At 63.4% G+C, this 25,330-nt stretch carries 24 protein-coding genes; 22 read left to right on the plus strand and 2 right to left on the minus strand.

Features of this window, described 5'->3' with window-relative positions; genetic code table 11:
* Positions 1 to 2,127 carry a TonB-dependent hemoglobin/transferrin/lactoferrin family receptor gene (locus tag NKJ04_RS08370; RefSeq protein ID WP_352674295.1) on the minus strand — a complete coding sequence of 709 codons (2,127 nt, stop codon included), beginning with the start codon at positions 2,125 to 2,127 and terminating at the stop codon, positions 1 to 3.
* A 180-nt stretch (positions 2,128 to 2,307) separates the two neighbouring features.
* Here NKJ04_RS08370 and NKJ04_RS08375 point away from each other — a divergent pair, with 180 nt between their 5' ends.
* The 7 genes from NKJ04_RS08375 to NKJ04_RS08405 all read left to right on the plus strand — a co-directional run bounded on the left by NKJ04_RS08375 (position 2,308) and on the right by NKJ04_RS08405 (position 8,942).
* The gene (locus NKJ04_RS08375) at positions 2,308 to 3,252 is read left to right on the plus strand and encodes a heme/hemin ABC transporter substrate-binding protein (RefSeq protein ID WP_352674297.1); all 945 of its coding nucleotides are present in this window, start codon (positions 2,308 to 2,310) and stop codon (positions 3,250 to 3,252) included.
* A gap of 280 nt (positions 3,253 to 3,532) precedes the next feature.
* A complete protein-coding gene (locus NKJ04_RS08380; RefSeq protein WP_352441193.1) occupies positions 3,533 to 4,129 on the plus strand; it encodes a thioredoxin family protein in 597 nt (198 codons plus the stop codon).
* Positions 4,130 to 4,159: 30 nt separating this feature from the next.
* A complete protein-coding gene (locus tag NKJ04_RS08385) occupies positions 4,160 to 5,785 on the plus strand; it encodes an FAD-binding protein (RefSeq protein WP_352674299.1) in 1,626 nt (541 codons plus the stop codon).
* Positions 5,782 to 6,108: a 4Fe-4S dicluster domain-containing protein gene (locus NKJ04_RS08390; RefSeq protein WP_352674301.1), complete on the plus strand. Its 327-nt coding sequence runs from the start codon at positions 5,782 to 5,784 to the stop codon at positions 6,106 to 6,108. The genes NKJ04_RS08385 and NKJ04_RS08390 overlap by 4 nt, the downstream gene beginning before the upstream one ends.
* A gap of 32 nt (positions 6,109 to 6,140) precedes the next feature.
* On the plus strand, positions 6,141 to 6,977 hold the full coding sequence (locus NKJ04_RS08395) for an ABC transporter ATP-binding protein (RefSeq protein ID WP_031213850.1): 837 nt from the start codon (positions 6,141 to 6,143) through the stop codon (positions 6,975 to 6,977).
* A gap of 12 nt (positions 6,978 to 6,989) precedes the next feature.
* Positions 6,990 to 7,886 (plus strand): ABC transporter permease, encoded by an 897-nt coding sequence (locus NKJ04_RS08400; RefSeq protein WP_352554749.1) that lies wholly within the window; start codon positions 6,990 to 6,992, stop codon positions 7,884 to 7,886.
* A gap of 36 nt (positions 7,887 to 7,922) precedes the next feature.
* A complete protein-coding gene (locus NKJ04_RS08405) occupies positions 7,923 to 8,942 on the plus strand; it encodes an aliphatic sulfonate ABC transporter substrate-binding protein (RefSeq protein WP_352674303.1) in 1,020 nt (339 codons plus the stop codon).
* A 49-nt stretch (positions 8,943 to 8,991) separates the two neighbouring features.
* Here the strand turns inward: NKJ04_RS08405 and NKJ04_RS08410 are convergent, their stop codons facing one another.
* Entirely contained in the window at positions 8,992 to 10,020 is a 1,029-nt protein-coding gene (locus NKJ04_RS08410) for a LacI family DNA-binding transcriptional regulator (RefSeq protein ID WP_352674305.1), read from the minus strand.
* A gap of 336 nt (positions 10,021 to 10,356) precedes the next feature.
* Here NKJ04_RS08410 and NKJ04_RS08415 point away from each other — a divergent pair, with 336 nt between their 5' ends.
* From NKJ04_RS08415 to purU, 15 genes are all read left to right on the plus strand, one after another.
* A complete protein-coding gene (locus tag NKJ04_RS08415) occupies positions 10,357 to 11,970 on the plus strand; it encodes an extracellular solute-binding protein (protein ID WP_352674307.1) in 1,614 nt (537 codons plus the stop codon).
* Positions 11,971 to 12,051: 81 nt separating this feature from the next.
* Entirely contained in the window at positions 12,052 to 12,912 is an 861-nt protein-coding gene (locus tag NKJ04_RS08420) for a carbohydrate ABC transporter permease (RefSeq protein ID WP_023814037.1), read from the plus strand.
* Positions 12,909 to 13,868 (plus strand): carbohydrate ABC transporter permease, encoded by a 960-nt coding sequence (locus tag NKJ04_RS08425; RefSeq protein WP_352674309.1) that lies wholly within the window; start codon positions 12,909 to 12,911, stop codon positions 13,866 to 13,868. Before NKJ04_RS08420 ends, NKJ04_RS08425 begins: the two co-directional genes overlap by 4 nt.
* Complete coding sequence (locus NKJ04_RS08430; RefSeq protein ID WP_352674311.1) at positions 13,865 to 14,956, plus strand: ABC transporter ATP-binding protein; 1,092 nt, start codon at positions 13,865 to 13,867, stop codon at positions 14,954 to 14,956. The genes NKJ04_RS08425 and NKJ04_RS08430 overlap by 4 nt, the downstream gene beginning before the upstream one ends.
* A 1-nt stretch (position 14,957) precedes the next feature.
* Complete coding sequence (locus NKJ04_RS08435; protein WP_352674313.1) at positions 14,958 to 16,019, plus strand: ABC transporter ATP-binding protein; 1,062 nt, start codon at positions 14,958 to 14,960, stop codon at positions 16,017 to 16,019.
* A 35-nt stretch (positions 16,020 to 16,054) separates the two neighbouring features.
* Positions 16,055 to 17,140: a Gfo/Idh/MocA family protein gene (locus tag NKJ04_RS08440; protein ID WP_352674314.1), complete on the plus strand. Its 1,086-nt coding sequence runs from the start codon at positions 16,055 to 16,057 to the stop codon at positions 17,138 to 17,140.
* A 55-nt stretch (positions 17,141 to 17,195) separates the two neighbouring features.
* Positions 17,196 to 18,110, plus strand: a complete 915-nt coding sequence (locus tag NKJ04_RS08445) for a sugar phosphate isomerase/epimerase family protein (protein WP_023814032.1) — start codon at positions 17,196 to 17,198, stop codon at positions 18,108 to 18,110.
* Between the two features lie 57 nt (positions 18,111 to 18,167).
* Positions 18,168 to 19,112: a sugar ABC transporter substrate-binding protein gene (locus tag NKJ04_RS08450; RefSeq protein ID WP_352441184.1), complete on the plus strand. Its 945-nt coding sequence runs from the start codon at positions 18,168 to 18,170 to the stop codon at positions 19,110 to 19,112.
* 82 nt (positions 19,113 to 19,194) lie between these two features.
* Positions 19,195 to 20,175: an ABC transporter permease gene (locus NKJ04_RS08455; protein WP_352674316.1), complete on the plus strand. Its 981-nt coding sequence runs from the start codon at positions 19,195 to 19,197 to the stop codon at positions 20,173 to 20,175.
* Positions 20,172 to 20,954 carry an ATP-binding cassette domain-containing protein gene (locus tag NKJ04_RS08460; RefSeq protein WP_164892899.1) on the plus strand — a complete coding sequence of 261 codons (783 nt, stop codon included), beginning with the start codon at positions 20,172 to 20,174 and terminating at the stop codon, positions 20,952 to 20,954. The genes NKJ04_RS08455 and NKJ04_RS08460 overlap by 4 nt, the downstream gene beginning before the upstream one ends.
* A 16-nt stretch (positions 20,955 to 20,970) precedes the next feature.
* Positions 20,971 to 22,152 (plus strand): aldose 1-epimerase family protein, encoded by a 1,182-nt coding sequence (locus NKJ04_RS08465; RefSeq protein WP_352674318.1) that lies wholly within the window; start codon positions 20,971 to 20,973, stop codon positions 22,150 to 22,152.
* 49 nt (positions 22,153 to 22,201) lie between these two features.
* A complete protein-coding gene (locus NKJ04_RS08470) occupies positions 22,202 to 23,284 on the plus strand; it encodes a fatty acid desaturase family protein (RefSeq protein ID WP_352612673.1) in 1,083 nt (360 codons plus the stop codon).
* Positions 23,285 to 23,295: 11 nt separating this feature from the next.
* On the plus strand, positions 23,296 to 23,610 hold the full coding sequence (locus NKJ04_RS08475; protein ID WP_013530832.1) for a MocE family 2Fe-2S type ferredoxin: 315 nt from the start codon (positions 23,296 to 23,298) through the stop codon (positions 23,608 to 23,610).
* A gap of 34 nt (positions 23,611 to 23,644) precedes the next feature.
* Positions 23,645 to 24,445 carry a 3-methyl-2-oxobutanoate hydroxymethyltransferase gene (locus NKJ04_RS08480; protein WP_352674319.1) on the plus strand — a complete coding sequence of 267 codons (801 nt, stop codon included), beginning with the start codon at positions 23,645 to 23,647 and terminating at the stop codon, positions 24,443 to 24,445.
* Complete coding sequence (gene purU, locus NKJ04_RS08485) at positions 24,442 to 25,323, plus strand: formyltetrahydrofolate deformylase (RefSeq protein ID WP_023814025.1); 882 nt, start codon at positions 24,442 to 24,444, stop codon at positions 25,321 to 25,323. The genes NKJ04_RS08480 and purU overlap by 4 nt, the downstream gene beginning before the upstream one ends.
* The last annotated feature ends 7 nt before the right edge of the window (positions 25,324 to 25,330 follow it).

Consider the following 25,330-nt stretch of genomic DNA (forward strand, 5'->3'; position numbering starts at 1 on the left):
TCAGCCTCCGATCCTGCCGGTGAGGGCCACCTTGAAGGTGCGGCCCTCGCCCTGTTCGGTTGCCGCCGAGGTCGACCATGCGCTTTGCGGGTCGGTGTAGGCGGTGTTGAAGATGTTATCGACGCCGAAGTCGAGCTTGAGGTTGTCATTGACGCGCCAGTTGGCGAAGACGTTGACCAGATCGAAACCGTCATCGACGACCGGCACGGCGTTGGGATTGGTGCGGCTGGTGCGGGTGATCTTGCCGACGCTGAGATATTGCGCGCCGACGGTGAGCTGGTCCTCCAGCATGCGGAAGCCGATGGTGGCCGAGAAGCGGTCGAGCGGCGTGTTGTTCAGTGCCTGGCCGGAATAGACGCCGCTGACGACCTTGGCGTCGATCAGCGCACCGGAGAGGTTCACGAAACCTGAGCCATAGTCATAAACCATCTCGGCCTCGACCCCCTTCAGGCGCGCGTCGCCGATGTTGATCGCCGTGCGCGGCAGGACGGTCAGGTCGACGTCGATATAGTCCTCGACGGCGGTGTGGAAGACGTTGACCTTGGCGCGCAGCCGGTCATCCGCCGTCAGCACATCGTCATATTTCACGTTGACGCCGGCCTCCCAGTTCTTTGCCGTCTCGGGCTGCAGCAGAAGATTGGGCCGATATGTGTCGCCGCCACCATGCGCGCCGCCGCCACGGAAGACATCCTGCAGACCCGGCGCCCGATAGCCTTCGGAATAGGTGCCATAGAGCTGAAAGCCATCGAATGGCATGACGCCGACGGTGAGGCGCGGCGACCAACGATCGCCGGAGATCGAGGCTTCCTGCGGTGACGGGATGCGCGTCTCGCCATCGAGCCGGTAGCCGTCATACCGCATCGCAGTGATGACCTGCAGCCAGTCCTCGTAATCGCCCTGCCACTGCAGGAAGCCGCCATAGCCCTGCTGTTCGCCAGCGCCGAAATGCGCCGCTTCCGAGGAGGCCTCGAGATAGTAGTAATCGAGTCCGTAGGTCAGCGTATGTGCTAGTCCCCAGGCGTCGAAACGTGAGGAGTTCTTCACGTTGAAGCCTGTCGTGGCGACATCGTAGAAGCGGAAATTGCCGATCGCCGAGGTGGGCCAGACCTGTGTCTGCTCGGCGCGGGTGCGGTTGTGATAGGCATTGGCGCTGAAGTCGATCAGCTCATTGTCGTCGGGCTTCCAGGTGTAGGCGGCGGTGTAGGTCTGGTTGGTGGTGTTGGTGTCGTAGCGGCTCAGCGTCGGCGAGGTCGAGCCACTCGATCCGGTGATCTGGTCATTGTAGCGCTGCAGGATGGCGCCGAGCTTCAGCTCATGGTCATCGGCCGGCCGCAGCGTCGTCTTCAGATAGCCGCTGGTCACCCGCTCGCCGGTCCACGGCACGGTGTCGCCATTGCCGTCGGTGTAGCTGTCGCGGTCGCGATAGATGAGGTTGCCGATGATGTCGGCATCGCCGCTAAAGCGGTAGGCACCGGTGGTGCTGGTGGTGAAGCCGTCGCCATTGTCCTCGTAGCCGAGCTTCTCGCTCAGCGCCCAGCGCTCGTCCTTCTTGAGGAAATCGCCGGCGTCCTTGGTCTCGAAGGAGACGACGCCGCCGATGCCGCCTGACCCATAGGCATTCGACACCGGGCCACGAATGACGGTGGCTTCCTTGATCAGGTCCGGTTCGACATAGAACGAGCCAGAGCCATGACCGACGCGCCAATAGTCCTGACGGGCGCCGTCGAGCGTCACGACGACGCGGCCATATTGCTCCAGGCCGCGAATGTTGATGGCGGTTGCGGGATCGTCGCCATTCATCGAGGCAGCGACGCCGGGCGTGGTGCGGAAGATATCGGCCGCTGTGTCGGGCTGAATGCGGTCGAGTTCGTCCTGATCGACGGCGCTGATGGCGGCCATCGATTCGATCACCGCCGTTTTGATCATCGTCGCCGAGATGGTGATCACGTCGAGCATCGTCGCCGGCTGGTTCTGCGCGACACTGGCCGACGCCAGGCGGCCGGTCTTGGCGGCGGCCTTTTTCTCCCGGTCCTGTTCCTGCGCGCTGGCAAGAGGCACGGCGCAGAGGCCGAGCACGAAGGCGAGCGCGGTGCTCGCCCTCAATGTCGTGTTTGTTGTAGTTGTCATGCTGCCCCCGAGCAAAAGCAAAACTGCTGGCGGTGGCTGAACGGCCTTGGCTGGCATGATTAAAAATCCCTCGACCAGGCAGGTCAGGGCATGGGTCACATATTAAAACATGATGACACAAGTCAACTTTAAATTTATAGCCAACCATCATCGAGAAGCATCTGGCACGGGAACAGCGGCATGGTCGGCAGTTTAGGCGAAGGCAAGACGACCCACTGGTCACAACCTGGCAGGATCGCGGCGGTGCTGCTTCTGGCACTGTCGGTGCTGGCGTCTTCCTGCGGCTTCAAGGCGCTGGCCGCCGAGACCGTTGTCGATGTGCTGGGGCGAACCGTCGTGCCGGGCGCGGCGACCCGAATCGTGACGCTCGGCTCCGACGTCACCGAGATCGTCCACGCGCTGGGCGCCGGCGGGCGAATCGTCGCTATCGATCGCGGCAGCAAATATCCGCCTGAAGTCGCGCAAAAACCCAATGTCGGCTACCGCCGCCAGCTTTCGGTCGAGGGGCTGGCCAGCCTGCGCCCCAACCTGATCCTGGCCGCCGAAGACAGCGGGCCTCCTGAAGCGGTCGAGGTGCTGAAGTCGCTGGCAATCCCGATCGTCTTCGTCCGGCAGGACAACAGCCCGCAAGGCATCGACCGCAAGATCACCCTGATCGCCGCCAGCCTTGGGCTCGAGGACAAGGGCAAGGCGGTTTCCGCCGAGGTGCTCACGGCCTTTCAGGCTGCCGCGGATCTGGCGTCGCAAATCCCGCCGGAGCGGCGCAAGAAGGTGGTGTTCTTCCATGGCCTGGTACGTCTGAGCGCTGCCGGCGCGGGTACTTCTGCCGACGCCATCATCCGCTATGCCGGCGGCCTCAACCCGATGGAAATCGTGCAGGGCTACAAGGCGGCGTCGGAGGAAAAACTGATCGAGATGGCGCCCGATGTCATCCTGATGATGAGCGACGGCAAGGGCGGGCCGACGCCCGAGCAGGTGTTCGGCAACCGCGCGCTGGCGGCAACGCCAGCGGCGGCCAACAAGGCGCTGGTCGTGCTCGACGGCGCCTACATGATCGGCTTCGGGCCGCGCACATCAGATGCGATCCGCGATCTGGCGAAGGCGCTCTATCCGGAAGGGGAATGACGTCGTAAAAATCGGAAGGCGGTTCGGCTGGGCAGTACCAATTCGTCGGCGAACCCGTTGCGCTTGATAAATCCTATCCGTCCGGATTTCTCCGGATCGGCTTCCGCCCGAACAAACTTGGCGGCTCAGCCTGAAACATTGGCACGATATTCTAAGCCGCGCGGTTGACCGTGAATGGGCTCTCCAGCCTATAATTATACTAAATTCATAGACTAACTGCGAACGTTCGGAGCGCTCGCATCTTGGGCTGTGAAAAATGGTTGCACATGGGAGCGCATCGATGCCGAAGACAGAGTCCAATCCGATCGACCTCGGCACCAGGGCCACCGACTTCCTGCTGCCCGACGCGCAAGGCGTGCTGCACCGCCTCGCCGATTTCGACGCCAAGCCGGCCCTGCTCGTCGCCTTTATTTCCAACCGCTGCCCGTTCGTCGTGCTGATCCGCGAGCAGCTTGCCGCTTTCGCCAGGGATTATGCGGGCAAGGGGCTGCAGGTGGTGGCGATCAACGCCAACGACCACGAAGCGCATCCGGAAGAAACGCTTGCCCGTATCGGCGAAGAGGCCGAAAAATTCGGCTATTCCTTCCCCTATCTCAAGGATGCGTCGCAGCAGACGGCGAAAGCCTATGGCGCGGCCTGCACGCCCGACTTCTTCCTGTTCGGCACTGACCGGCGGCTCGCCTATCACGGCCAGTTCGACGAGGCGCGGCCGGGCAACGGCAAGCCGGTGACGGGTGCCGATCTGCGAGCGGCGGTCGACACCGTGCTGGAGGGCGGCAGGCCCATTGCCAGCCAAGTGCCGTCGATCGGCTGCAACATCAAATGGAGTGCCGGCAACGAGCCGGTCTGGTCTTCCAGCGCGGCGCGCGCGGCCTAGCGCCGGCCTCGACGCGTTCGCCAGGTGTCCATGCCCAAGCCGCAAAAATCCGCTTCCGACAGCTTGCTGCTCCAGGCAGACGTGCTGGTGCTGGGCGGCGGTCCGTCGGCAGCCTGGGCAGCAGTCTCTGCGGCCGAGGGCGGCGCCAAGGTGGTGCTGGCCGACAAGGGCTATCTCGGCACCAGCGGCGCCACTGCGCCGTCCAATACCGGCACCTGGTGCGTACCGCCGGGTGACAACAGGCACGCCGTGGTCGAACGACGCTGGCAGCGCACCGGCGAACTCGCCGACCCGCGCTGGATGCTGCGCTGCGTCGACACCGCCTACCGCAACCTGCTCAGGCTGTCCGAATGGGGCTATCCCTTTCCGAGCGAGGATGACGGACGGCTCTACATCGCCAATCTGCGCGGCCCGGACTACATGCGCTTCATGCGCCGCCGGGTGCTTTTGGCCGGCGTCACCGTACTCGACCATCATCCGGCGCTCGAACTTCTGTCCGACGGCGATGCCATTGTCGGCGCCGCTGGTGTTGCGAGACAGATCGGCCAGGACTGGCGCGTCGACGCCAACGCCGTGGTGCTGGCGACCGGCGGCTGCGCCTTTCGCGAACGCATCCTCGGCGCCACCGGGCTGACTGGCGACGGCTATCTGATGGCGGCCGAAGCCGGCGCCAGCCTGTCGGGTATAGAGTTCACCGGCAAATACACGCTGGCGCCCTATGGCTCATCGCTGAACAAGGGCCTGCCGTTCCGCTGGGCCTCGTTCCATCGCGAAGATGGCTCCCCGATCGTCGGACCGACCGGCGAGCCGTTGCGTAACGGCATCGGCGACCGCGAGGAGGAAGTGGCGCGCGCGCTGATCGACGGCCCGGTCTATGCGCGGCTCGATCAGGCCGAGCCGGCGCTGCAAGGCTGGCTGCGCCAGGGCCAGCCGAATTGCTTCGTGCCCTACGACCGCGCCGGCATCGATCCGTTCAGCGAGCTGTTCCGCATCACCTTGCGCGCCGAAGGCACGGTGCGCGGCACCGGCGGCATCGACATCGTCTCCGACGATTGCGCCACCGGCGTGCCCGGCCTCTACGTCGCCGGCGATGCCGCCAGCCGCGAGATCATGACCGGGGCCGTGTCGGGCGGCGGCGCCGTCAATTCGTCCTGGGCGCTGGCCAGCGGCTGGTGGGCCGGCAAGGGCGCCTCGACCCATGCCAAGCGCCGCACCGGCAAGGCCTTCCGCAGCGCGGTGCAATCGCTCGGCCAAGCCGGGTTGCGTCCGGCATCGTCGGCGAGTGCCGACATCTCGGCGAGCGAAGTTATCGAGGCGGTGCGTAGCGAAGTGACGCCGCTCGGCAAGAATTTCTTCCGCACTGGCGAGGGCCTGGAGAAAAGCGGCGAGCGGCTGGAGAGTGTCTGGCGCGACGTGCGCGACCATCTGCAAGGCGAGGGGCTGGATCGGGTCCGCACGCGCGAGGCGGCATCGATCGCCGCTGCCGGGCGCTGGTCCGTGGCCGCAGCGCTGCACCGCACCGAGAGCCGCGGCATGCATCGCCGCACCGACCTACCGGGCAAGAGCCCGGCCTTCGCGCACCGGCTGGTCATCACCGGTGTGGATGAGTTCCGCATCGCAGGTGCGCCTGAGCGGCTGGCGGAGCTGGCGTCATGATCGAGATCGTCTCGGCCCCGCGCTGCGTCGAATGCGACATCTGCGTCAAGGTGTGCCCGGCCAACGTCTTCGACGCGACCGACAATGGCGTGCCGGTGATCGCTCGCCAGGAGGACTGCCAGACCTGCTTTCTCTGCGAGATCTACTGCCCGACCGACGCGCTTTATGTGGCCGAGTTCGCCGAAGGGCCGACCGGCATCACGGAAGCTCAGGCCGACGCCCGACGGCTGTTCGGCTCCTATGCCCGCGCGCTTGGCTGGAAGCGCGGCAAGGCGGGCGGCTCGGAATTCGACCCGACGCACCGCATCCGCGTGGCGCAGTGAACCGATCGGAGACAGATATGGATCGCCCGAACATGGACCGGATCGTCGTCAGCGACATCAGCAAGACGTTCCAGCTCAAGCCGGGGCAGTTCGTCACCGTCGATGGCGAGGCGACCGACCGCGTCACCGTGCTCGACGGCGTTGATCTCTCGATCCGCAAAGGCGAGTTCATCACGCTGGTCGGCCCGAGCGGCTCGGGCAAGTCGGTGCTGCTCGATATCATTGGCGGGCTGACGCAGGCGACCGGCGGCAATGTCCAGCTCGACGGCAGGCGCATCACCAGGCCCGATCCAAAGACCGGCTATGTCTTCCAGCAATATGCGTTGTTTCCCTGGCGCACGGCGCTCGCCAACATCGAATATGCGCTGGAAGTGCGCGGCGTGGCCAAGGCCGAGCGTACCGCCACAGCCCGCCATCTGTTGGCGCTGTTCGGCCTTGCTGGTTTCGAGGACCGTTTTCCCAACCAGCTGTCCGGCGGCATGCAGCAGCGTGTGGCAATCGCGCGTGCGCTGGCCAGCAACCCGGAAGTGCTGCTGATGGATGAGCCGTTCGCGGCGCTCGACCAGCAGACGCGTGAACTGCTGCAAGGCGAGCTGCTGCGGATCTGGGGCAAGATCAACACGACTGTCATTTTCGTCACCCACTCGATCGACGAGGCGATCTTCCTCGCCGATCGCGTGGTGGTGATGACGGCGCGGCCGGGCGCGGTGAAGGAGATCATCGATATCGACCTGCCACGGCCGCGCGACGGCGACATCCGCGCCAGCGCCGAATTCAACGCCTATCGCGCCCGCGTCTGGGACGTGCTGCGCGACGAGGTCAACAAGGCGCAGAAGGACTGGACCCTGTCGCCAGCCTTCAGTCACTGAGGAGCTGGACCAATGGCCTATCTGACCGAGAAGTTTGGCTCCGCTGGAGCGCTCCACCTGTTTGCCGGCGCTGGCGAAACGGTCGCCGTCGCTAGGGTCCCGGCCATCAAGGCCAGCGCCAAGAACCGGAGCAAGAAAGCGAGCCACGGCACGTTCCTCTATGGCTTGCCGCTGCTCGGCCTGTTCTTCCTGCTGTGGGAGATCGCGCCCCGGCTCGGCTGGCTGAACCGGATCTTCTTTCCGCCGCTGAGCGAGGTGCTGGTCGCCTGGTGGGCGCTGCTCGCCTCGGGCGTGCTGATCGAGCATATCGGCATAAGCCTGCAGCGCGCTGCGATCGGCTTCGCACTCGGCGTGGTGGTGGCCATCCCGCTCGGTCTGTTGATGGGGCGCTATTGGCTGTTCGAGAAGGTTTCCGACCTTCTGGTGCAGACGCTGCGCAACACATCGCAATTCGCACTGCTGCCGGTGTTCATCCTTTTGCTCGGCATTGGTGAGGAATCGAAGGTGGCGATCACCTTCTACTCCTCGGTTTTCTTTCTCCTCGTCAACACGATCAGCGGCGTCAAGTCGGTGGATCCGCTGCTGATCAAGGCGGCGCGCTCGATGGGCACGTCCGACTTCGATCTGTTCCGGAAAGTCATCCTGCCGGCCAGCATTCCCTCGATCGTCGCCGGCGCGCGGCTGGCGGTGAAATCCTCGCTGTTCGCGGTCATTGGCGCCGAGATGCTGGCGGCCAAATCCGGCCTCGGTTTCCTCATCCAGAACTCGCAGCTGATGATGGAAACGGCCGACATGTATGCCGGCATCCTGACGCTGACCGTCATCGGCCTGACCGTCAACTACCTGCTTGTCTGGTTCGAGCGCTGGGCGACAGCCTGGAAAGGCCAGTCCGAGACCTCGCTCATCTGAGCCGTCCATTCATTCCAATCAGGAAGGATTTTTCCCATGCCCAGCATTCCATTCGATGCACTTCGCCGACTGCTCCTGAAGGGCGCCATTGCCGTCGTCATCGGCCTTGGCGGCATGCCTGCCTTCGCCCAGGACAAGCCGGAAATCATCCGCATCGGCAGTACCGCGCCGGGGCATCTCAAATTCATCCTCGCCCAGAAGGACGGCTGGTGGGAGAAGGAATTCGCCAAGGACGGCATCAAGGTCGAACTGGTGACTTTCAATGGCGGTTCGGAGGCGACGACAGCGTTGGCCACCGGCGCGACCGAATTCACCTATACCGGCAACAATCCAGCGCTGCGCGTTGCGGCGTCCGGCGCCGACATCAAGCTGATCGGCCTGTCGAGCTATGTGAAGGCTGGCGGTTCCTACATCGTCGTCAAGACCGACTCGCCGCTGAGGACACTGCAGGATCTCAAGGGTAAGAAGGTCGCCTATTTGACCGGCACGGTGCGGCATTCGAATTTCAGCAAGGCGCTGAACAGCGTCGGCCTGACCACCAATGATGTCGAAGGTCTGAACCTGCCTTTCGAGGCATCCGGCCCGGCGCTGCTGCGCGGCGATATCGACGCCATTGTCGAGACTGATTCGACGGCGGCCAAGCTGGTCGACACCGGCGAGGCGCGCGTCCTGTTCGACACCAGCACCCATCCGGAATGGAACGTGCCCAACGTCATCTCGGTCAACGGCGCCTTCGCGGCGAAATATCCCGATCTGGTCAAGCGGCTGCTGAAGGTCGATATCGAGATTTCGCGCTGGGCCGACGCCCATCCGGACCAGACGATCAAGACCTTTGTCGAGGCGACCAAGTCGTCGGAAAAATCCGTCCGCAAGACCTATGCCGACGGGGTGTTCCATCAGGATCCGAAACTCACGGACGACGCGATCGCCGCCTTGCAGGGCGAGGAGAAATTCATGGCCAGCGCCGGGCTCCTGAAGGGCTCGATCGACTATGGCAAATGGGTCGACAAGAGCTTTGTCGATGGCGCCGCGGCTGAGGTCGCTGCCGTCCAATAGGCCCGGAAAGATTGAGTTGGCGGCGCTTTGCGGCGCCGCCTCGTACAGGTCAAATCTCCGGAATGTTCTCCTTGAAGATCACCTGCAGCCTTGGCTGGTGCAATTCGTAGGGCAGCCCCCGGACCGCATGGATCAGGGTGTTGAGCGCTTCGCGGGCCTCGACGCGCGGGTTCTGGTCGATGACCGCGTCGAGCGTGCCGTCGAGCAGAAGGTCCTTGGTGCCGTCCGTCACTTCGTGGCCGAGGAAGACCATGGATTGGGCGCGGCCGCGCTCCTTGAGCGCGCGGGCGATGCCGGTGTTGCCGGCGCCGACATTGTAGATCGCGGCAAGGTCGGGGTGCCGCTCCAGCAGGGCCGATGCCTCCGAATAGGCCTTCTCGCGGTCGTCGAGCATTTCGCGCATCTCGACGATCTGCAGATTGGGTGATTCCTCGGTCAATACGTGGCGGAACCCCATCTCGCGTTCCTCGTGGCCGCGATAAGACAGCGAGCCGGCGAACAGCGCCACCTTGCCCGGACGCCCCGATCCCATGAAGCGGTTGAGCAGATAGCCGGCCAGCCGCCCGGCGGCGCGGTTGTCGATGCCGATATAGGCGACCCTGGGTACATGCAGGATGTCGGAGGCGATGGTCACCACCTTGATGTCGTTGGCCGACAGGGAGCGGATTGCTTCGCGCACCGTCGGATGGTCGAGCGCGATGACGCCGACGCCTTGCGTCTGTCCGCGCAGATCCTGCAACAGGCGAGCGAGCCGGTCAGGATTGAAGCCCTCTATGGTGGCGATACGAACATCGAGGTCGGGCCGCGCCAGAGCCTGTGCCTCGATCTGGCGGTGCAGCATCTTGATGAAGGAATTGGTGCCGGCCGGCAGGGCGAAGTCGAGCCGGATGACGTCGCCGCGCAAATGCCGCGGCGGCGCCCCGTTCGGGCTTTCGGCGATGTAGCCGAGCCGCTGCGCCATTTCGAGCACGATTTCGCGCGTGCGCGCCCGTACGCCGGGGCGGTTGTTGAGCACGCGGTCGACGGTGGCGGCGGAGACGCCGGCTTCCCGGGCTATGTCAGTCAGGGTGGAACGCACCGTCTCTCATCTCCTGCAAGCGTCAGATCGGCCGGCGACGGCTTCCCCACCATCGGCGATTCTGATGGGAAATGATGTATCCGCCCTTGGCCGATGTGCAAGCCGCCGGGCTAAATCAAATGATCCGGCTGTGCCGCGCAGGATCGAGAAGAGGCGTTTCCCATCAAATCGAGGCATCAGGAGTGATGTATGGATCCCGGTTTTACGCATTTCCCCGCCCTATTTGCGATGTTGTGAGGTGTTTTGATTATTTATGATGTTGACAGCCTTCCCGTGCTGCCGTCAATATCCCTCATAGGGTCGTGGAGGAAACGTGACCCTATGGGAGGAGTTTCAATGTCTGACTTGATCCGCATCTCGCGGCGCCGCCTGCTGGCGTCTGGAGGAAAAGCGGCCGTGATCATGGCCGCCACTGGCATTGCGCCGCAATTCATTCGTCCCGGCCGAGCCTATGCGGCCGACGCGCTGGCGCCAGGCATGATCGGCGGCCCGACGGGCTTCGATGGTGCCGAGCGCTATCAGTATGGCGCCGACACGCCGGAAGGCCGCGCCATCGAAGCGGCCAAGGCGCTGAAGGGCGCCGGCAAGGCGCCGGCCAAGATCGTGCTCGGCCTGTCCGACGGCTCGATCGGCCAGCTCACGCAGCCGTTCCCGGCCGGTGCGCCGTCTATCAAGGAGCTGTGGGAAAAGGAAACCGGCATCGCGATCGAAATCGTCGGTCTGCCGAACGGCCAGGAATTCACCAAGACGATGCAGGACATCTCCACCAAGGGTGGGGCCTACGACATCTACTCGACCGAATGGAATCGCCTCGGCGACCTCGCCGAAACCGGCGGCATCGCCAAGCTCGACGACTTTGTCGCGCAGCATAAGCCTGAGTGGGACGATCCCGTCAGCGGCTATGTCAACGGCGCCAAGGGCGTGTCGCTGCTCAACAAATACCGCGGCTCGAACTATGGCGTGTCGCTGGACGGCGACTTCCAGACCTGGGTTTACCGCACCGACCTGTTCGGCGACGAAGCCGAGAAGAAGGCCTTCAAGGACAAATACGGCTACGATCTGGCGCCGCCGAAGACCTGGAAGCAGCATGGCGACATAGCCGCCTTCTTCCAGCGACCGGACAAGGGCCTGTTCGGCTCGACCGACCTGCGCAACCAGGGCTGGGGCTACACGAACTGGTACCAGCGCTATGTCTCGATGGCTTCGCCCAACCAATTCCTGTTTGGCGATGACGGCAAGCCGATGATCAATTCCGAGCAAGGTATTGCCGCCACCAACGAATATGTCGCTTCGCTCGCGCATCATTCGCCGGATGCGATCTCCTGGGGTTGGCCGGAGCAATACGGCAACTTCGCCAAGGGTGGTGCGGCGATGACCTGCGCCTTCTCCAACTTGCCGAAATTCCTCGACAATGCCGGCAACAAGGATTCAGCCGTCACCGGCAAGATCGGCTCGATGCTGCCGCCCGGCCGCGAGATCGGCGGCAAGCTGATCAGCCGTTCCGTGCTGTGGTTCTCGCTGACCGGCATGGTCTCGTCGCAGTCGAAAAACCAGGAGGTCGCCTATCTCCTGCTGCAATGGCTGGGCTCGGCCCGTATCTACGCATGGATGAGCGCCAACCCCGGCGGTTATCTGGACCCGTTCCGGCTTTCGGACTTCTCCGATCCGCTGGTGCGCCAGACCTATCATGCCTACCACATGGACGTCGTGCGCGAGACGGTCGCCCGCACCGTGCCAACCATCAACTATCCCGGCGCGACAGCCTTCCACAATGCGCTCGACGAGAACCTGATGGCGGCGCTGACCAAGGCCAAGACATCGGAGCAGGCGATGGCCGATACCGAGGCAGAGTGGAAAAAGATCGCCCGGCGCACCGGCGAGGACAAACTGCTCGAAGCCATCAAGACCAACAAGGAGGCCTGGCCGACAGTTCTCGATCCAATCGTCTGATCCTTCTCCCTGGATCATATCGAAGGAGGGGAGGAGCTTGCTTCTCCCCTCCGCCCACAACGCCACCAGCAAAGCCGCCAGATGAAGCGTTCCTTTCCTTTCCTGATATTCCGCTATGCCGCGATCTTCGCGGCCATGGCGGTTACGCTGGTGCCGATCCTGTGGATGGTATCGATGGCCTTCAAGCCGATCGCCGAATGGTCGGCGACCGGCGCCGACCTGACCTGGTGGCCGAAGAACCCGACGCTCAGCAATTTCCGTTTCGTCTTCGGCGAGTCGACCAACAATTTGATCGTCGCGCTCGACCGTAACGCGCTGAAGCCGATCCTCGCATCGCTGCTGTCGGCGGTTTTCGGCACGGTGATCGCCATGTCGGCGGGCACTGCCGCGGCTTATGGGCTGTCGCGTTTCGGCTCCGGCCAGAACCTGCCGCTGGCGCTGATCCAGCTCCGGATCTTTCCGCCGATGGCGGTCATGATCCCGGTGATGATCATGTGGGCTTTCCTCAACTTCACCGACAGCTGGTGGGGCCTGGCGCTGATCTACGGCATCGTCACCTTGCCGTTCGCCTTCTGGCTGATGAAAACCTTCTTCGACGACATGCCGCGCGAGATCGAGGAGGCGGCGCTTGTCGAGGGCTGTTCGCGACTGCGCGTCTTCACTCGCATCACGTTGCCGATGATGCGCGCGCCGCTGGCAAGTGCCGCGCTCTTCGTCTTCATCCTCAACTGGTCGGACTATCTGATCGCGCTGCTTCTGACGACGCGCGAATGGGTGACCATCCCGGTCTACATGGCCTCGCTATCCTCCTCGATGACTGGGCAGCTCTATGGCGCCAAGGCGGCGCTTGGCCTGATCGCGGCCGTGCCGCCGGTCATCATGGGCATCGCCATCCAACGCCATCTGGTGCGCGGGCTGACATTCGGGGCGCTCAAGCAATGAGCGCGGTGACTGCCATGATTTCAAAGGATGAGATGAAAACCGTCGGAGCAAGGCCGGGTTCGCGTGACGAGGGCGCAAGGCTGGGTTTCCGGCTGACATTGCCCGCTCAGATCCTCGTGCTGTTCATCTCGGCCTTCCCGCTGTTGATGCAGCTCTACATCAGCGTCACCGACTGGTCGCCTCTGTCGGGCACCGGCTGGTGGAGCGCCTGGTCGATGTGGAACAGCTTTGCCAACTACACCGATCTCGCCGCCGACGCGCGCTTCTGGAGCGCGCTGAAGCGTACGGCCATCGTCATGATCGTCTGCGTGCCGGCGGAATTCCTGCTTGGCCTGGCACTGGCGACGCTGTTTGCCGACGATTTCCCGGGCAAGCGCGTCTTCTACTCGATCCTGCTGATGCCGATGATGGTGGTGCCGGCGGTGGCCGGCTACATGTTCTTCATGCTGTTCCAGTCAGGCGGCCCGGTGAACGACATCTTGTCGTCGCTGACCGGTTCTCCCGTCACCATCGCCTGGCTGTCGGATCCGACGCTGGCGCTGATCGCGGTGATGGTCGCCGATATCTGGCAATGGACGCCGCTGATGTTCCTCATCCTGCTCGCCGGCCTGGTCGGCGTGCCGGAGGACCAGATCAAGGCGGCGACGCTGCTCGGCGCCAATCCCTGGCAGCGCTTCGTCACCATCGTGCTGCCGAAGATGAAGACGATCATCATCATCGCGCTGGCGATCCGGGTGATAGAGAACTTCAAGATCTTCGACACGCTCTACATCATGACCGGCGGCGGTCCAGGCGTCGCCACCGAAACCATCTCGGTCTACATCTACAAGCTCACCACGCAGGACCTGATCTGGGGCTATGTGGCGGCGATCGCGCTGGCCATATTGATCGTGCTGTCGATCGTTGCGGTGTTCGCGATGAAGCGCATGGCGCGGGCACGCGAGGTAGCGGCATGAGCGCGATCCACTTGCAGAACCTGGTCAAGAAATTCGGCGACTTTACCGCGCTCAAGACCATGGACCTGGCAATATCAGACGGCGAGTTCATGGCGCTGCTCGGCCCGTCGGGCTGCGGCAAGTCGACGACGATGAACATGATCGCCGGCATGGAAGAGCCGACCGGCGGCAAGATCCTGTTCGGCGAGCGCGACATGGCCGGCGTACCGATGGGCCGGCGCGGCGTCGGCTTCGTCTTCCAGAACTACGCCATCTTCACGCATATGACGGTGCGCCAGAACCTTGCCTATGGACCAAAAATGCGAGGGGCTGCCAAAGCCGAGATCGATCGCCGTGTCGGCGCCATCGCCGAGATGCTGCAACTGACGCCGCTGCTCGACCGCAAGGCCGACAGGCTGTCAGTCAACATATTGCAGCGGGTGGCGATCGGCCGCTCGGCGATCATGGAGCCGGCGATCTTCCTGCTCGACGAGCCGCTGTCCAATGTCGACGCGGCTTTCCGGGCCGTCATGCGCACCGAACTGAAGCAGCTGCAGCGGCAGTTCCGCCAGACCATGGTCTATGTTACCCACGACCAGCTCGAGGCGATGACCATGGCCGACCGGATCGCGGTCATGGATCATGGCGTGTTGCAGCAGGTCGGCACGCCACTCGAGGTCTACAACGATCCCGCCAATGTCTTCGTCGCCCGCTTTATCGGTGCGCCGGGCATGAATCTGCTCAAGGGCAGGCCGGTGGAAAGCGACCGCGGACTGGTCGTCGATCTCGGACCGCTGGGCGTCACGCCGCCGCTGCCGGTCGAACTCGCGGCGGCCATGCGTGGTGCGCGCGGCGAGGTGCTTTACGGATTCCGTCCTGAACAGGCGACGTTGGTGCAGAATGGGCAGGGCCTCGCAATGCCGGTGACCTTCGTCGAACGGATCGGTGCGCGCACCATCGTTCATCTCGGCCAGGGCGAGGCGGCTGTGAAAACGGTGTTCGACAATGATGTCGGACTGGCTATCGGCGACACCGCTGTCATTGCCCCCACTACGTCGTCGGTGCGCGTCTTCGACGCCGCTACCGGCCTTGCGATAAAGGCAGGTTGAGATGGCCGATATCGTCTTTCGCAATGTGACCAAACGCTACGGCAATATACTCGCCGTCGACGACGCCTCGTTCACCGTCAACGACAATGAGTTCTTCTGCTTCTTCGGACCGCCGCTGTCAGGCAAGTCGACCATTCTGCGCCTGGTGCTCGGGCTGGAGACACCTGACACCGGTGAAGTCCTGATCGGAGGCAGGCCGGTCAACGCGATGTCGCCGGCCGAGCGCAACGTGGCGATGGTGTTCCAGAACCTGGCGCTGTTTCCGCATATGAGCGCGCTCGAAAATGTCCGCTTTCCCCTGGTCGAACGCCGGGTCGCCGAGGCCGAGATCAAGTGGCGGGTCACGGACGTCGCGGCGAAGCTGCATATCGGCCATATCCTGCACAAGCCGCCGGGACAGCTTTCGGGCGGGGAGCGGCAGCGCGTGGCGATCGCGCGGGCTCTGGTGCGCGATCCCAATGCCTATCTGATGGATGATCCGATCTCGGCGCTAGACGCCAGGCTGCGCGAGGAAACGCGCGTCGAGCTGAAGCGCATCCAGCGCGAACTCGGCAAGACGCTGATCTATGTCACGCATGACCAGGAAGAGGCGATGTCGGTCGCCGACCGCATCGCCATCCTGGAGGACGGCAACATCAGGCAGATCGGCACGCCGGCAGAGATCTACGACCGCCCGGCCAGCACGTATGTGGCAAGGCTGCTTGGCTCGCCGATGATGAACATTCTCAGATCGGCGCGCAGCGAGGGCGGTGTCGAAGCGGCTGAAGGGACGATCCGCATCGAAGACAAGACAGCGCCCGCCGACGCCGTGGAGATCGGCCTGAGGCCGGAAGACATCAAGGTTAGACCGTGGGCGGATGGGGGCCCGGGCCGCCCGGCGCGAGTGTTCGAGGTCGAGCCGCTTGGCGGCTACACCGTGGTGACGCTCGCTGCCGGGCAGGCGCGGCTGAAGGCATTGCTGCGCTGCCAGCCCGACATTCGGCCGGATGCCATGGTGGCGATATCCTGCGAGCCGGCCAGAGTGCATTATTTCGAACAGAGCGGCGGGGCGTTGGCACGATGACGGCCGCCGCAAGGAAAGACTTTCGGGAGGAAGAGATGGCAAACAAGGGCTTCGAGCCGGACGTGAAGGTCCGCACGAAGGAATACAGGATCGGCTGCGTCGGCGCCGGCATGATCATGGCCGAGTGCCATCTCGCCGCCTACAAGGAAGCTGGATTCCCGGTGGTGGCGATCGCCTCGCGCACCAGGGCCAGCGCCGAGAAGGTGGCGACGCGCTGGAGCATCCCCACGGTCCACGACACGCCTGAAAAACTGATCGAGGACGAGAATGTCGAGATCATCGATCTTGCTTTCCCGCCCGACCTGCAGCCGGCGCTGATCCGTCACGCGCTGAAGCAGAAGCACATCAAGGCAATCCTGGCGCAGAAGCCGTTGGCCTTGTCGGTCGATGAAGCGGTCAAGCTGCGTGACGAGGCGGCCAAGGCCGGCAAGATCCTCTCGGTCAATCAGAACATGCGCTACGACCAGTCGATGCGCGTCTTGAAGCAGATCATCGACAGCGGCGCGCTGGGCGACATCGTCTTCGCCCAGATCGACATGCACGCCATCCCCCACTGGCAGAGCTTCCTCGAGGATTACGACCGGCTGACGCTGGCCAATATGAGCGTGCATCATCTCGACGTTCTGCGCTTCCTGTTCGGCGATCCAGATGAAATCACCACGCTGACGCGGAAGGATCCGCGCACGACATTCGACCATTCCGACGGCATCACCGTGTCGACGCTGCGCTTCCCGTCCGGCGTGCTCGCCGTGTCGCTGGAGGATGTCTGGTCCGGTCCGCGCCAGGATGGCTACAAGGACGACCAGCACATCAACTGGCGCGTCGACGGCACCAAGGGCGTCGCGAAGGGCACCATCGGCTGGCCGACGGGCGCGGCCTCGACGCTGACCTATGCCTCGACCGAGACGACCGGCGGCGAATGGGTCAGCCCGAGTTGGGACACGATGTGGTTCCCGCATGCCTTTATCGGCATGATGGAGCAGCTCCAGCATGCGGTGAAGACCGGCACGCCGCCGGCGCTGTCGGTGGCCGACAACGTCAAGACCATGGCGCTGGTCGAGGCGGGCTATCGCTCGATCGACGAGGGCCGCACTGTCAAGCTTTCCGAAATCGCTATCTGATCACCGCAACTGAAACACCAGACAACTGAATCGCTTACAGGGAGGAATTCACACCATGATGCAGGCAGGTATTTTCACGGGCTATTTCCCGTACGGCCTCGAAGAGACGGCGAAGAAGATCCGCGGGCTCGATTTCAACACGGTGCAGCTCGACCTGCATTTCAAGGACGTCGACCTGTCGGCGGGGCAGATCACCAAGGACAAGGCCAAGAAGGTGCGCGACGTCTTCCGCGATCATCACCTGCCGGTGTGCTGCATTTCCGGCTACACAAACATCATCCATCCCGACAAGGCCGAGCGCGACAAGCGTGTTGGCTATCTCAAGGAGATCATCCGCAACGCCCGCCATTTCGGCAGCCCGTATGTGATCTCGGAAACCGGCACCTACAACACCGAATCCGACTGGGTGCATCACCCCAAGAACAAGACCGAGGAAGGGTTCGAGGAGTGCCGCAAGGTGGTCGCCGAGCTCGCCCAGACGGCCTATGACCACGGCGCGGTCTTCCTGCTCGAAACCTACGTCAACAACGTCGTCGGCTCGGTCGAGGAGACGGTGAAGATGTTCGCGCAGGTCGACCATCCCGGCCTTGGTCTGCTGATGGACCCGACCAATTATTTCGAGACGCATAACATCGACAGGATGGACCAGATCCTGAACCAGGTGTTCGACACGCTGACCGACAAGATCAGAATAGCTCACGCCAAGGACGTCAAGCGTTCGGGCGGCGACAAGTCCGAGAAGCACGCCGATATCGGCGACGAGGACGCGCTGGAGAGCCACACCTTCCGTGGCGTCGGCGAGATCGAGCTGCCGGCACCGGGCCTCGGTTCGCTGAACTATGATCTCTACCTCCAGCGGCTGGCGGAAAAGCATCCGAACATTCCTGTGATTATCGAGCATCTCTCGGAAGACGACGTGCCGCGCGCCAAGAAATTCCTCGATGGGAAGTTCCGCGCCAACGGTCTGTGACGGTCACTGCGCGCTGTCGGTTCGCGGCGGCGCGGCCCAAAAGCAAGGGAGGAAAGAATGTTGAAGTTCGCATTGAAACTGGCGGCTGCCGCAACGCTGCTCGCCAGCGTCGCGCTAGGCTCGCCGGCAATGGCGCAGGATGGCCAGAAGACGTTTTACCTGCTGTCGCATGGCGGTCCCTCGGATGCGTTCTGGCTCGACTGGAATGCCGGCGCGACCAAAGCCTGCGACCAGCTCAAGGTGACCTGCAAGATCTCCTTCAGCGGCGGCGACATGGCGGCGCAGAAGGAGGCCTTCAATTCCGCGCTTGCGGCCAAGCCCGACGGCATCGCCACCACCTCGGCCCAGCCGGGCTTGTGGACCGAGGAAGTGAAGGCTGCCAAGGCGGCCGGGATCCCGATCGTGTTCTTCAACACAGACGATCCGGCGACCGGACGGCAGGCCTATGTCGGCGCCGATCTCAAGGAGGCGGGCGTCATCTGGGCCAAGTATCTCGTCGACCGCAAGATGGTGAAGCAGGGCGACAAGGTGTTCCTGCCGGTGGAAGTGCCCGGCGCCAGCTATCAGCAGCTGGAGACCGAAGGCATCGCCAGCGTCTTCGATCCGTTGGGGATCAAATATGATGTGGTCGATTGCGGCACCGACCCGGCCGGCATCATTGCCAAGATGACCGACTATATGGTGGCCAACAATCCGCCGGCGATCATCGCGCTCGGCGATTCCGTGGCGGCCAGCGTCAAACGGGTGTTCGACGGCGCAGGTGTGCCGGCCGGCAAGATCCCGGTCGTCGGCTGGGGCAATTCGAAGGAAACCGCCGAGGCCGTCAAATCCGGCTTCGTCAACGCGGCCGCCTGGCAGTTTCCGTCTGCGCAGGGCTTCATGCCGGTGGCGCTGCTCGGGCTCGCCGCGTCGGGCGAACCGATCGGCTACGACATCCATACTTTCAGCCTCTACGACGCCTCGAGCGTCGAACCGATCCTGAAACTCTACGACACGAAGTGAAAACCGGTGCCCGCGGCGCAGGCCGCGGGCACCATTTCAAAGCACGGTTCAAGCAGTCATGATGATCGCCGCAGAAGACGAAATGCCTGTCGGGAAACGCAGATCGAGCCTTATGCGCTCGCCGCAATTCTCCTCGCTCATCATCCTCATTGTCCTGCTCGCGGTGTTCGCCATCGCCGATGCCAATTTCCTGTCGCCGCTCAACATCTCCAACATGATGGCGTTCCTGCCTGAGCTCGGCATCATCGCGCTCGGCATGACGCTGCTTCTGACGGCGGGCGAATTCGACCTGTCGGTTGGTGCCGTGTTCGGGCTGGCGCCGGTCGTCGTCATGCTTCTGGTGCAGAACGGAGGCGTCGATATCGGCATCGCGCTTCTGGCCGGGCTTCTGCTGTGCGTCGCCATCGGCGCGATCAACGGGTTGATCGTCACCAAGATCGGCATCTCCTCCTTCCTGGTCACGCTGTCGATGCTGCTCGTGGTGCGCGGGGCGGCGCTCTACATCACGCAGGGCTTTCCGCTGAAATCCTGGGACCAGCCAGGCTTTTTCGTCACGCTGCTGGCCGGCAGCTTCAATGTCGGGTCGTTCCGGTTCTACACCTCGCTGTGGTGGTTCATCGGTCTCTCGCTGCTGGCGATCTACGTGCTGCGCTATGCCAAGCTCGGCAACTGGATCAGCGCCATCGGCTCCAACCGGAACGCGGCGGTGGCGCGCGGCGTGCCGGCGGACGCCGTCAAGGTGTGGCTGTTCATCCTGACTTCGGTCCTGGCGGGACTGGCCGGCATGATCAGCGCCTTCCGCATCTCGGCCGCCTCACCGGTGGCCGGCACCGGCTACGAGCTCGAAGTGATCGCCATGGTGGTGGTCGGCGGCACGGCGCTGACCGGCGGACGCGGCACGATCCTCGGCACCATCGTCGGTGCGCTGATGCTGCGCGCGATCCGCAACGGCATCGTGCTGATCGGCGTGCCGGGCCTCGCCTACAACATCTTCGTGGGCCTCATCATCCTCGCGATGCTCATCCTGCACGCTTTGCTGCAGAAGAACGCCGCAAGGGGCTGACGATGGAAGTGCTTCGGCTGCAGAATCTGCAAAAATCCTTCGGCAGCGTTCGGGCGCTGAAGAATGCGTCCTTTGCCCTCAACGAAGGCGAGGTGGTGGCCTTGCTCGGAGACAATGGCGCCGGCAAATCGACGCTGATCAAGGCGATCTCGGGCGTGTTTCCAGCCGATCGGGGCGACATCTATGTGCGCGGCGAAAAGGTCTCGATCCGCTCGACGCGCGATGCGATGGACCTCGGCATCGAGACCATCCACCAGGATACGTCTCTGGCGCCGGATCTCAGCATTGCGCGCAATCTTTTCCTTGGGCGCGAACCGGTCAAGCTGAAATGGCTGGGCGTGTTCGCGCCGCTCGATTTCGCCAAATTGCGCGACGCGGCGTCGGCGCTGTTGAGGCGCGTCGGCATCTCGAAGAAACTCGACGCCGATGCGCTGGTCTTAACGCTGTCGGGCGGCGAGCGGCAGTCGATTGCGATTTCTCGCGCTATGCAGTTCGCCGCCAAGGTCATCATCCTCGACGAACCGACCAACAATCTCGGCGTCGAGGAAACCCACGGCGTGCTGCGCTTCGTCAAGGAGGTGCGTGACGCCGGCCATTCGGTGCTCTTGATCACCCACAACATCCATCACGTGTTCCAGGTAGCCGACCGCATCATCGTCATGCGCCGCGGCGAGATCGTTGCCGAGCAGACGGTTGCCGATACCGATCTCCTGACCGTGGAAAGCATTATCACCGGCGCCGACATGTCGGCCCTGCTGAAAGAGACGAGAGCGAAGTGAAGAAGTTGGCCGTCACATGGTAGAACTTTACGGCAAGACGCTTTCGCGCCGGCAGGTGTCGGAACGTTCGGGCATGCTGTCGCAATTTGCCGGCGTGCGGCTGATGACGCTTGGCGACGGGGTGGAACGCGGCATTCGCATGCTGGAGTTCCGTACTGGCACGGGGCTGCGCTTCACCGCGCTGGTCGACCGGGCGCTCGACATCGCCGACTGCGACTTCAAGGGCCAGGCGATCGGCTGGCATTCGCCGAGCGGCTTTCGTCATCCCGGCCTGCACGATTACGAGGGGGAGGGCGGGCTCGCCTGGGCACGCTCGTTTTCTGGGCTGCTTGTCACCTGCGGCCTCGACCACATATTGGGCCGCGAAGAGGTGCCGGCCGATAGCTACAACTACCCGGGAAAGAAGACCGTGATCCATTCGCTGCATGGCCGCGTCGGTACCATTCCGGCGCGGTTGACCGGTTATGGCGAGACCTGGGATGGCGACCGCTGCGTGCTTTGGGCCGAAGGCGTCGTTCAGCAATCGGCGGTGTTCGGCGAGGATCTGCACCTGCTGCGGCGCATCGAGGCCGATGTCGGCGGCAACGAGATCCGGCTGTCGGACCGCGTCGTCAATCACGGCTTCAACCGCACGCCGCATATGTATTTCTACCACGTCAACGTCAGCCATCCCTTGCTCGATGAGGGCTCGCGCTATCTGGCACCGATCCGCGATGTCGTCTGGGCCGGTCATGACGGCGAGCGTTACCAGGCGCAGAAGGTCGGCTACCGCACGATGCCGGCGCCACAGTCGGGTTTCAGCGAGCAGGTCTGGCAACATGAGATGGCGGCCGATGCCAATGGCGAGGTGCCTGTGGCTGTGGTCAACGATCGGCTCGGACTCGGCTTCGAAGTGGTGACGCGCAAGGACCAGCTGCCTTGCGCCTATCAATGGCAGAATTTCCAGGCAGGGCAGTATGCGCTGGGCATAGAGCCGTCGACACACCATGTCTTGGGCAATCTCGCGGCGCGCGAGCGAGGCGAGATGATCTGGCTGGAGCATGGCGAAAGCCGTTCTTACGATGCGGTGTTCCGGGTGCTCGACGGCGCCGGCGCGATCGCCGCGGCCGAAGAGAGGATCGCGTCGATCGCCAGGCAGCCGCAACAGGATTATCCTGTGCCGTCGGGCAATTTTCCGGGATTGGCGGACAGGGCATGATGCGAAACGAATGCTCCGGCTGGCGGGCCGGAAATCGGAGGTCGATGTGATGGAGAAAAAGCGCGACTACAGCCTGGTCGGGGAAAGCACGCGCACCGCGATCGAGACCGGGCTGGCCTCGGCCGAGTGGTATCACACCGATGTGCCGCGCAAGGCGATGAAAGAGCTGATGCAACGCTCGGACGGGCCGGCGATCCGCGACACGATCATCTGGATCGTTGCCATATTGGGCTCTGCCGCCGGGATCGCCTGGTTCTGGGGCACGTGGTGGGTGGTGCCGTTCCTGCTCGTCTATGGCGTGCTCTACGGCTCGTCCAGCGACTCGCGCTGGCACGAGTGCGGCCACGGCACCGCCTTCCGCACGCGCTGGATGAACGATGCCGTCTACCAGATCGCCAGCTTCATGCTGATGCGCAACCCTGTGACCTGGCGCTGGAGCCATGCCCGCCATCACACCGACACGATCATCGTCGGCCGCGACGCCGAGATCGCGGTGATGCGTCCGCCGGACCTTCTGCGCGCCGCACTCGCCTTCACCGGCATTCTCGATTTCCGCTATTCGCTGCCGACGCTGGTGCGCAATGCGTTCGGCAGCATCTCGCCCGACGAGAAAAGCTTTATTCCCGAGATGGAGCTTCACAAGGTGGTCACAGCCGCGCGCTGGCATGTCGCTATCTATGTCGCGGCGATCGCGCTGGCGCTTTATCTGTGGTCGTTCCTGCCGCTGGTGCTTATCGGCCTGCCGCGCCTCTACGGCAGCTGGCACATGGTGCTGACCGGCCTGCTGCAGCATATCGGCCTGGCCGATAATGTCACCGACCACCGGCTGAACACGCGCACCGTCTACATGAACCCGATCAGCCGCTTCATCTACTGGAACATGAACTACCATGTCGAACATCACATGTTCCCGATGGTGCCGTATCACGCGCTGCCGAGGCTGCATGAATTGATCAAGCATGATCTGCCCGCGCCGAACCCTTCGATGTGGCATGCCTATCGCGAGGTCTGGCCGGTGCTGCTGAAGCAGCTTCAGTACGAGGACTATTTCCTCAAGCGCGAGCTGCCGCCGACGGCGCGGCCGTATCGGGACGAGTTTCATGCGCTGACCGTTCCGGCGGCGGCGGAATAGGGGAGAGGCAGATGGCCGACTGGGTTGAAGCGTGCGGCGTCGACGATGTCGAGGAAGAGGATGTCATCCGCTTCGATCATGGCGGCCGTACCTTCGCCATCTATCGCAGTCCCGATGACGAGTACTTCGCCACCGACGGATACTGCACGCATGAGAAGGCGCATTTGGCCGATGGGCTGGTGATGGACGACATCATCGAATGCCCCAAGCACAATGGCCGCTTCAACTACAAGACGGGTGTGGCCCGAGGCGCACCGGTATGCGTCAATCTCGCCACCTATCCGGTGAAGGTCGAGGCTGGCAAAGTGATGATCCAGATCGGCTGACCTGCCGCCGAATGCAACTGAGGGAACCCATTTGATGAGCCGAAAAAGACCGACGGTGGCGGATTTGCGCGCCATGAAGGGCAAGCGACAGCTGACCATGCTGCGCGTGCTGACGATGGACGAGGCCGAGGCCGCCGAGCGCGCCGGGATCGACATCGTCTCGGTGCCGCCCGAACTGGTGCTCAACCCGCAATTTCGGGACGCCGCACCCAGCCTGTTCACCATGCCGGGCGACAATTTCTACGAGATCGGCACGGCGGACGATTTCGTGCGCTGGGCCTTCCGGCTCTACAAGGCCGGCGCCGACGCGGTCTATTGCAGCGCCGGCTACGCTACGATCAAGCGGATGGCCGATGACAATATCCCGGTGATCGGCCATGTCGGGCTGATCCCGTCACGGGCCACCTGGACCGGCGGCTTCAAGGCGGTTGGCAAGACCGCCGATACCGCCATGGAGGTCTTCGCGGCGGTGAAACAACTGGAGGCCGCAGGCGCCATCGGCGCCGAGATCGAGGTCGTGCCGATCGAGGTGGCCAAGGCGATCTCGGAACGCACATCGTTGATCATGCTGTCGATGGGGGCGGGCATTGGCTGCGACGCGCAGTATCTGTTCGCCGACGACATCCTCGGCCAGAACCGTGGCCACATGCCCCGCCACTCCAAGGTCTATCGCAATTTTGCCGCCGAATATGATCGTTTGCAAGCCGAGCGCATCGCCGCGTTCTCGGAGTATGTCGCCGATGTCAACAGTCTGGCCTATCCCGAAGACAAGCATGTGGTGCATATGGATCCGGCTGAACTCAGCCTGTTCATGAAGAGGGTCGACGGGGCGTGAAATCTCAAGGCAATGATGCGACGGACGACGCCGCGCCGGTTCATATTCTTACGCTTTCTTGCGAGGACCAGCCGGGGATCGTCGCCGCGGTCACGGCGGAGCTTGCCGCGAACGGCGCCAACATCGCCGAAAGCAGCCAGTTCTGGGACCGGCAGACCAATCGCTTTTTCATGCGGATCGCCTTCATCAGCCCGCCAGGCTCGACCAGGGACAGTCTGGAACGGGCCTTGAAATCAAGTGTCGACCGGTTCGGCATGAAGACCGCGCTCGTCGATCAGGGGCGCCGCCCGAAGATCATCGTCATGGTCTCCAGGTTCGACCACGCGCTTCTGCATCTGCTGTACCAGATCAGGGTCGGCTGGCTGAACGCGGAGGTTGCCGCCGTCGTCTCCAACCACGAGGATGCCCGCCGCTTCGCCGAGCTGGAGGGCATTCCCTACCACCATTGGCCGACCACCAGGGAGAACAAGGCCGAGCAGGAACAGAAGCTGCTGGACCTGGTGCAGCAAACAGGGGCCGAACTGGTCATCCTGGCGCGCTACATGCAGGTGTTCTCGAAAAGCCTGTCGGACCGGCTGTTCGGACGGGCGATCAACATCCACCATTCCTTCCTGCCGAGCTTCAAGGGCGCCAAGCCTTATCACCAGGCCTTCGACCGCGGCGTCAAGCTGATCGGTGCGACGGCGCATTACGTCACCTCCGACCTCGACGAGGGCCCGATCATCGATCAGGAGACCGAACGCGTCACCCATGCGATGAGCGCCGAGGATTTCGTCGCCGTCGGGCGCGACATCGAAAGCCGGGTGCTGGCGCGCGCGGTCAAGCTGCATCTCGAAGCCCGCGTCATGCTCAACGGCCACAAGACCGTCGTCTTCTGAGAAGCCG

It is taken from the genome of Mesorhizobium sp. M0618, from assembly GCF_040320765.1.
GTDB lineage: Bacteria > Pseudomonadota > Alphaproteobacteria > Rhizobiales > Rhizobiaceae > Mesorhizobium.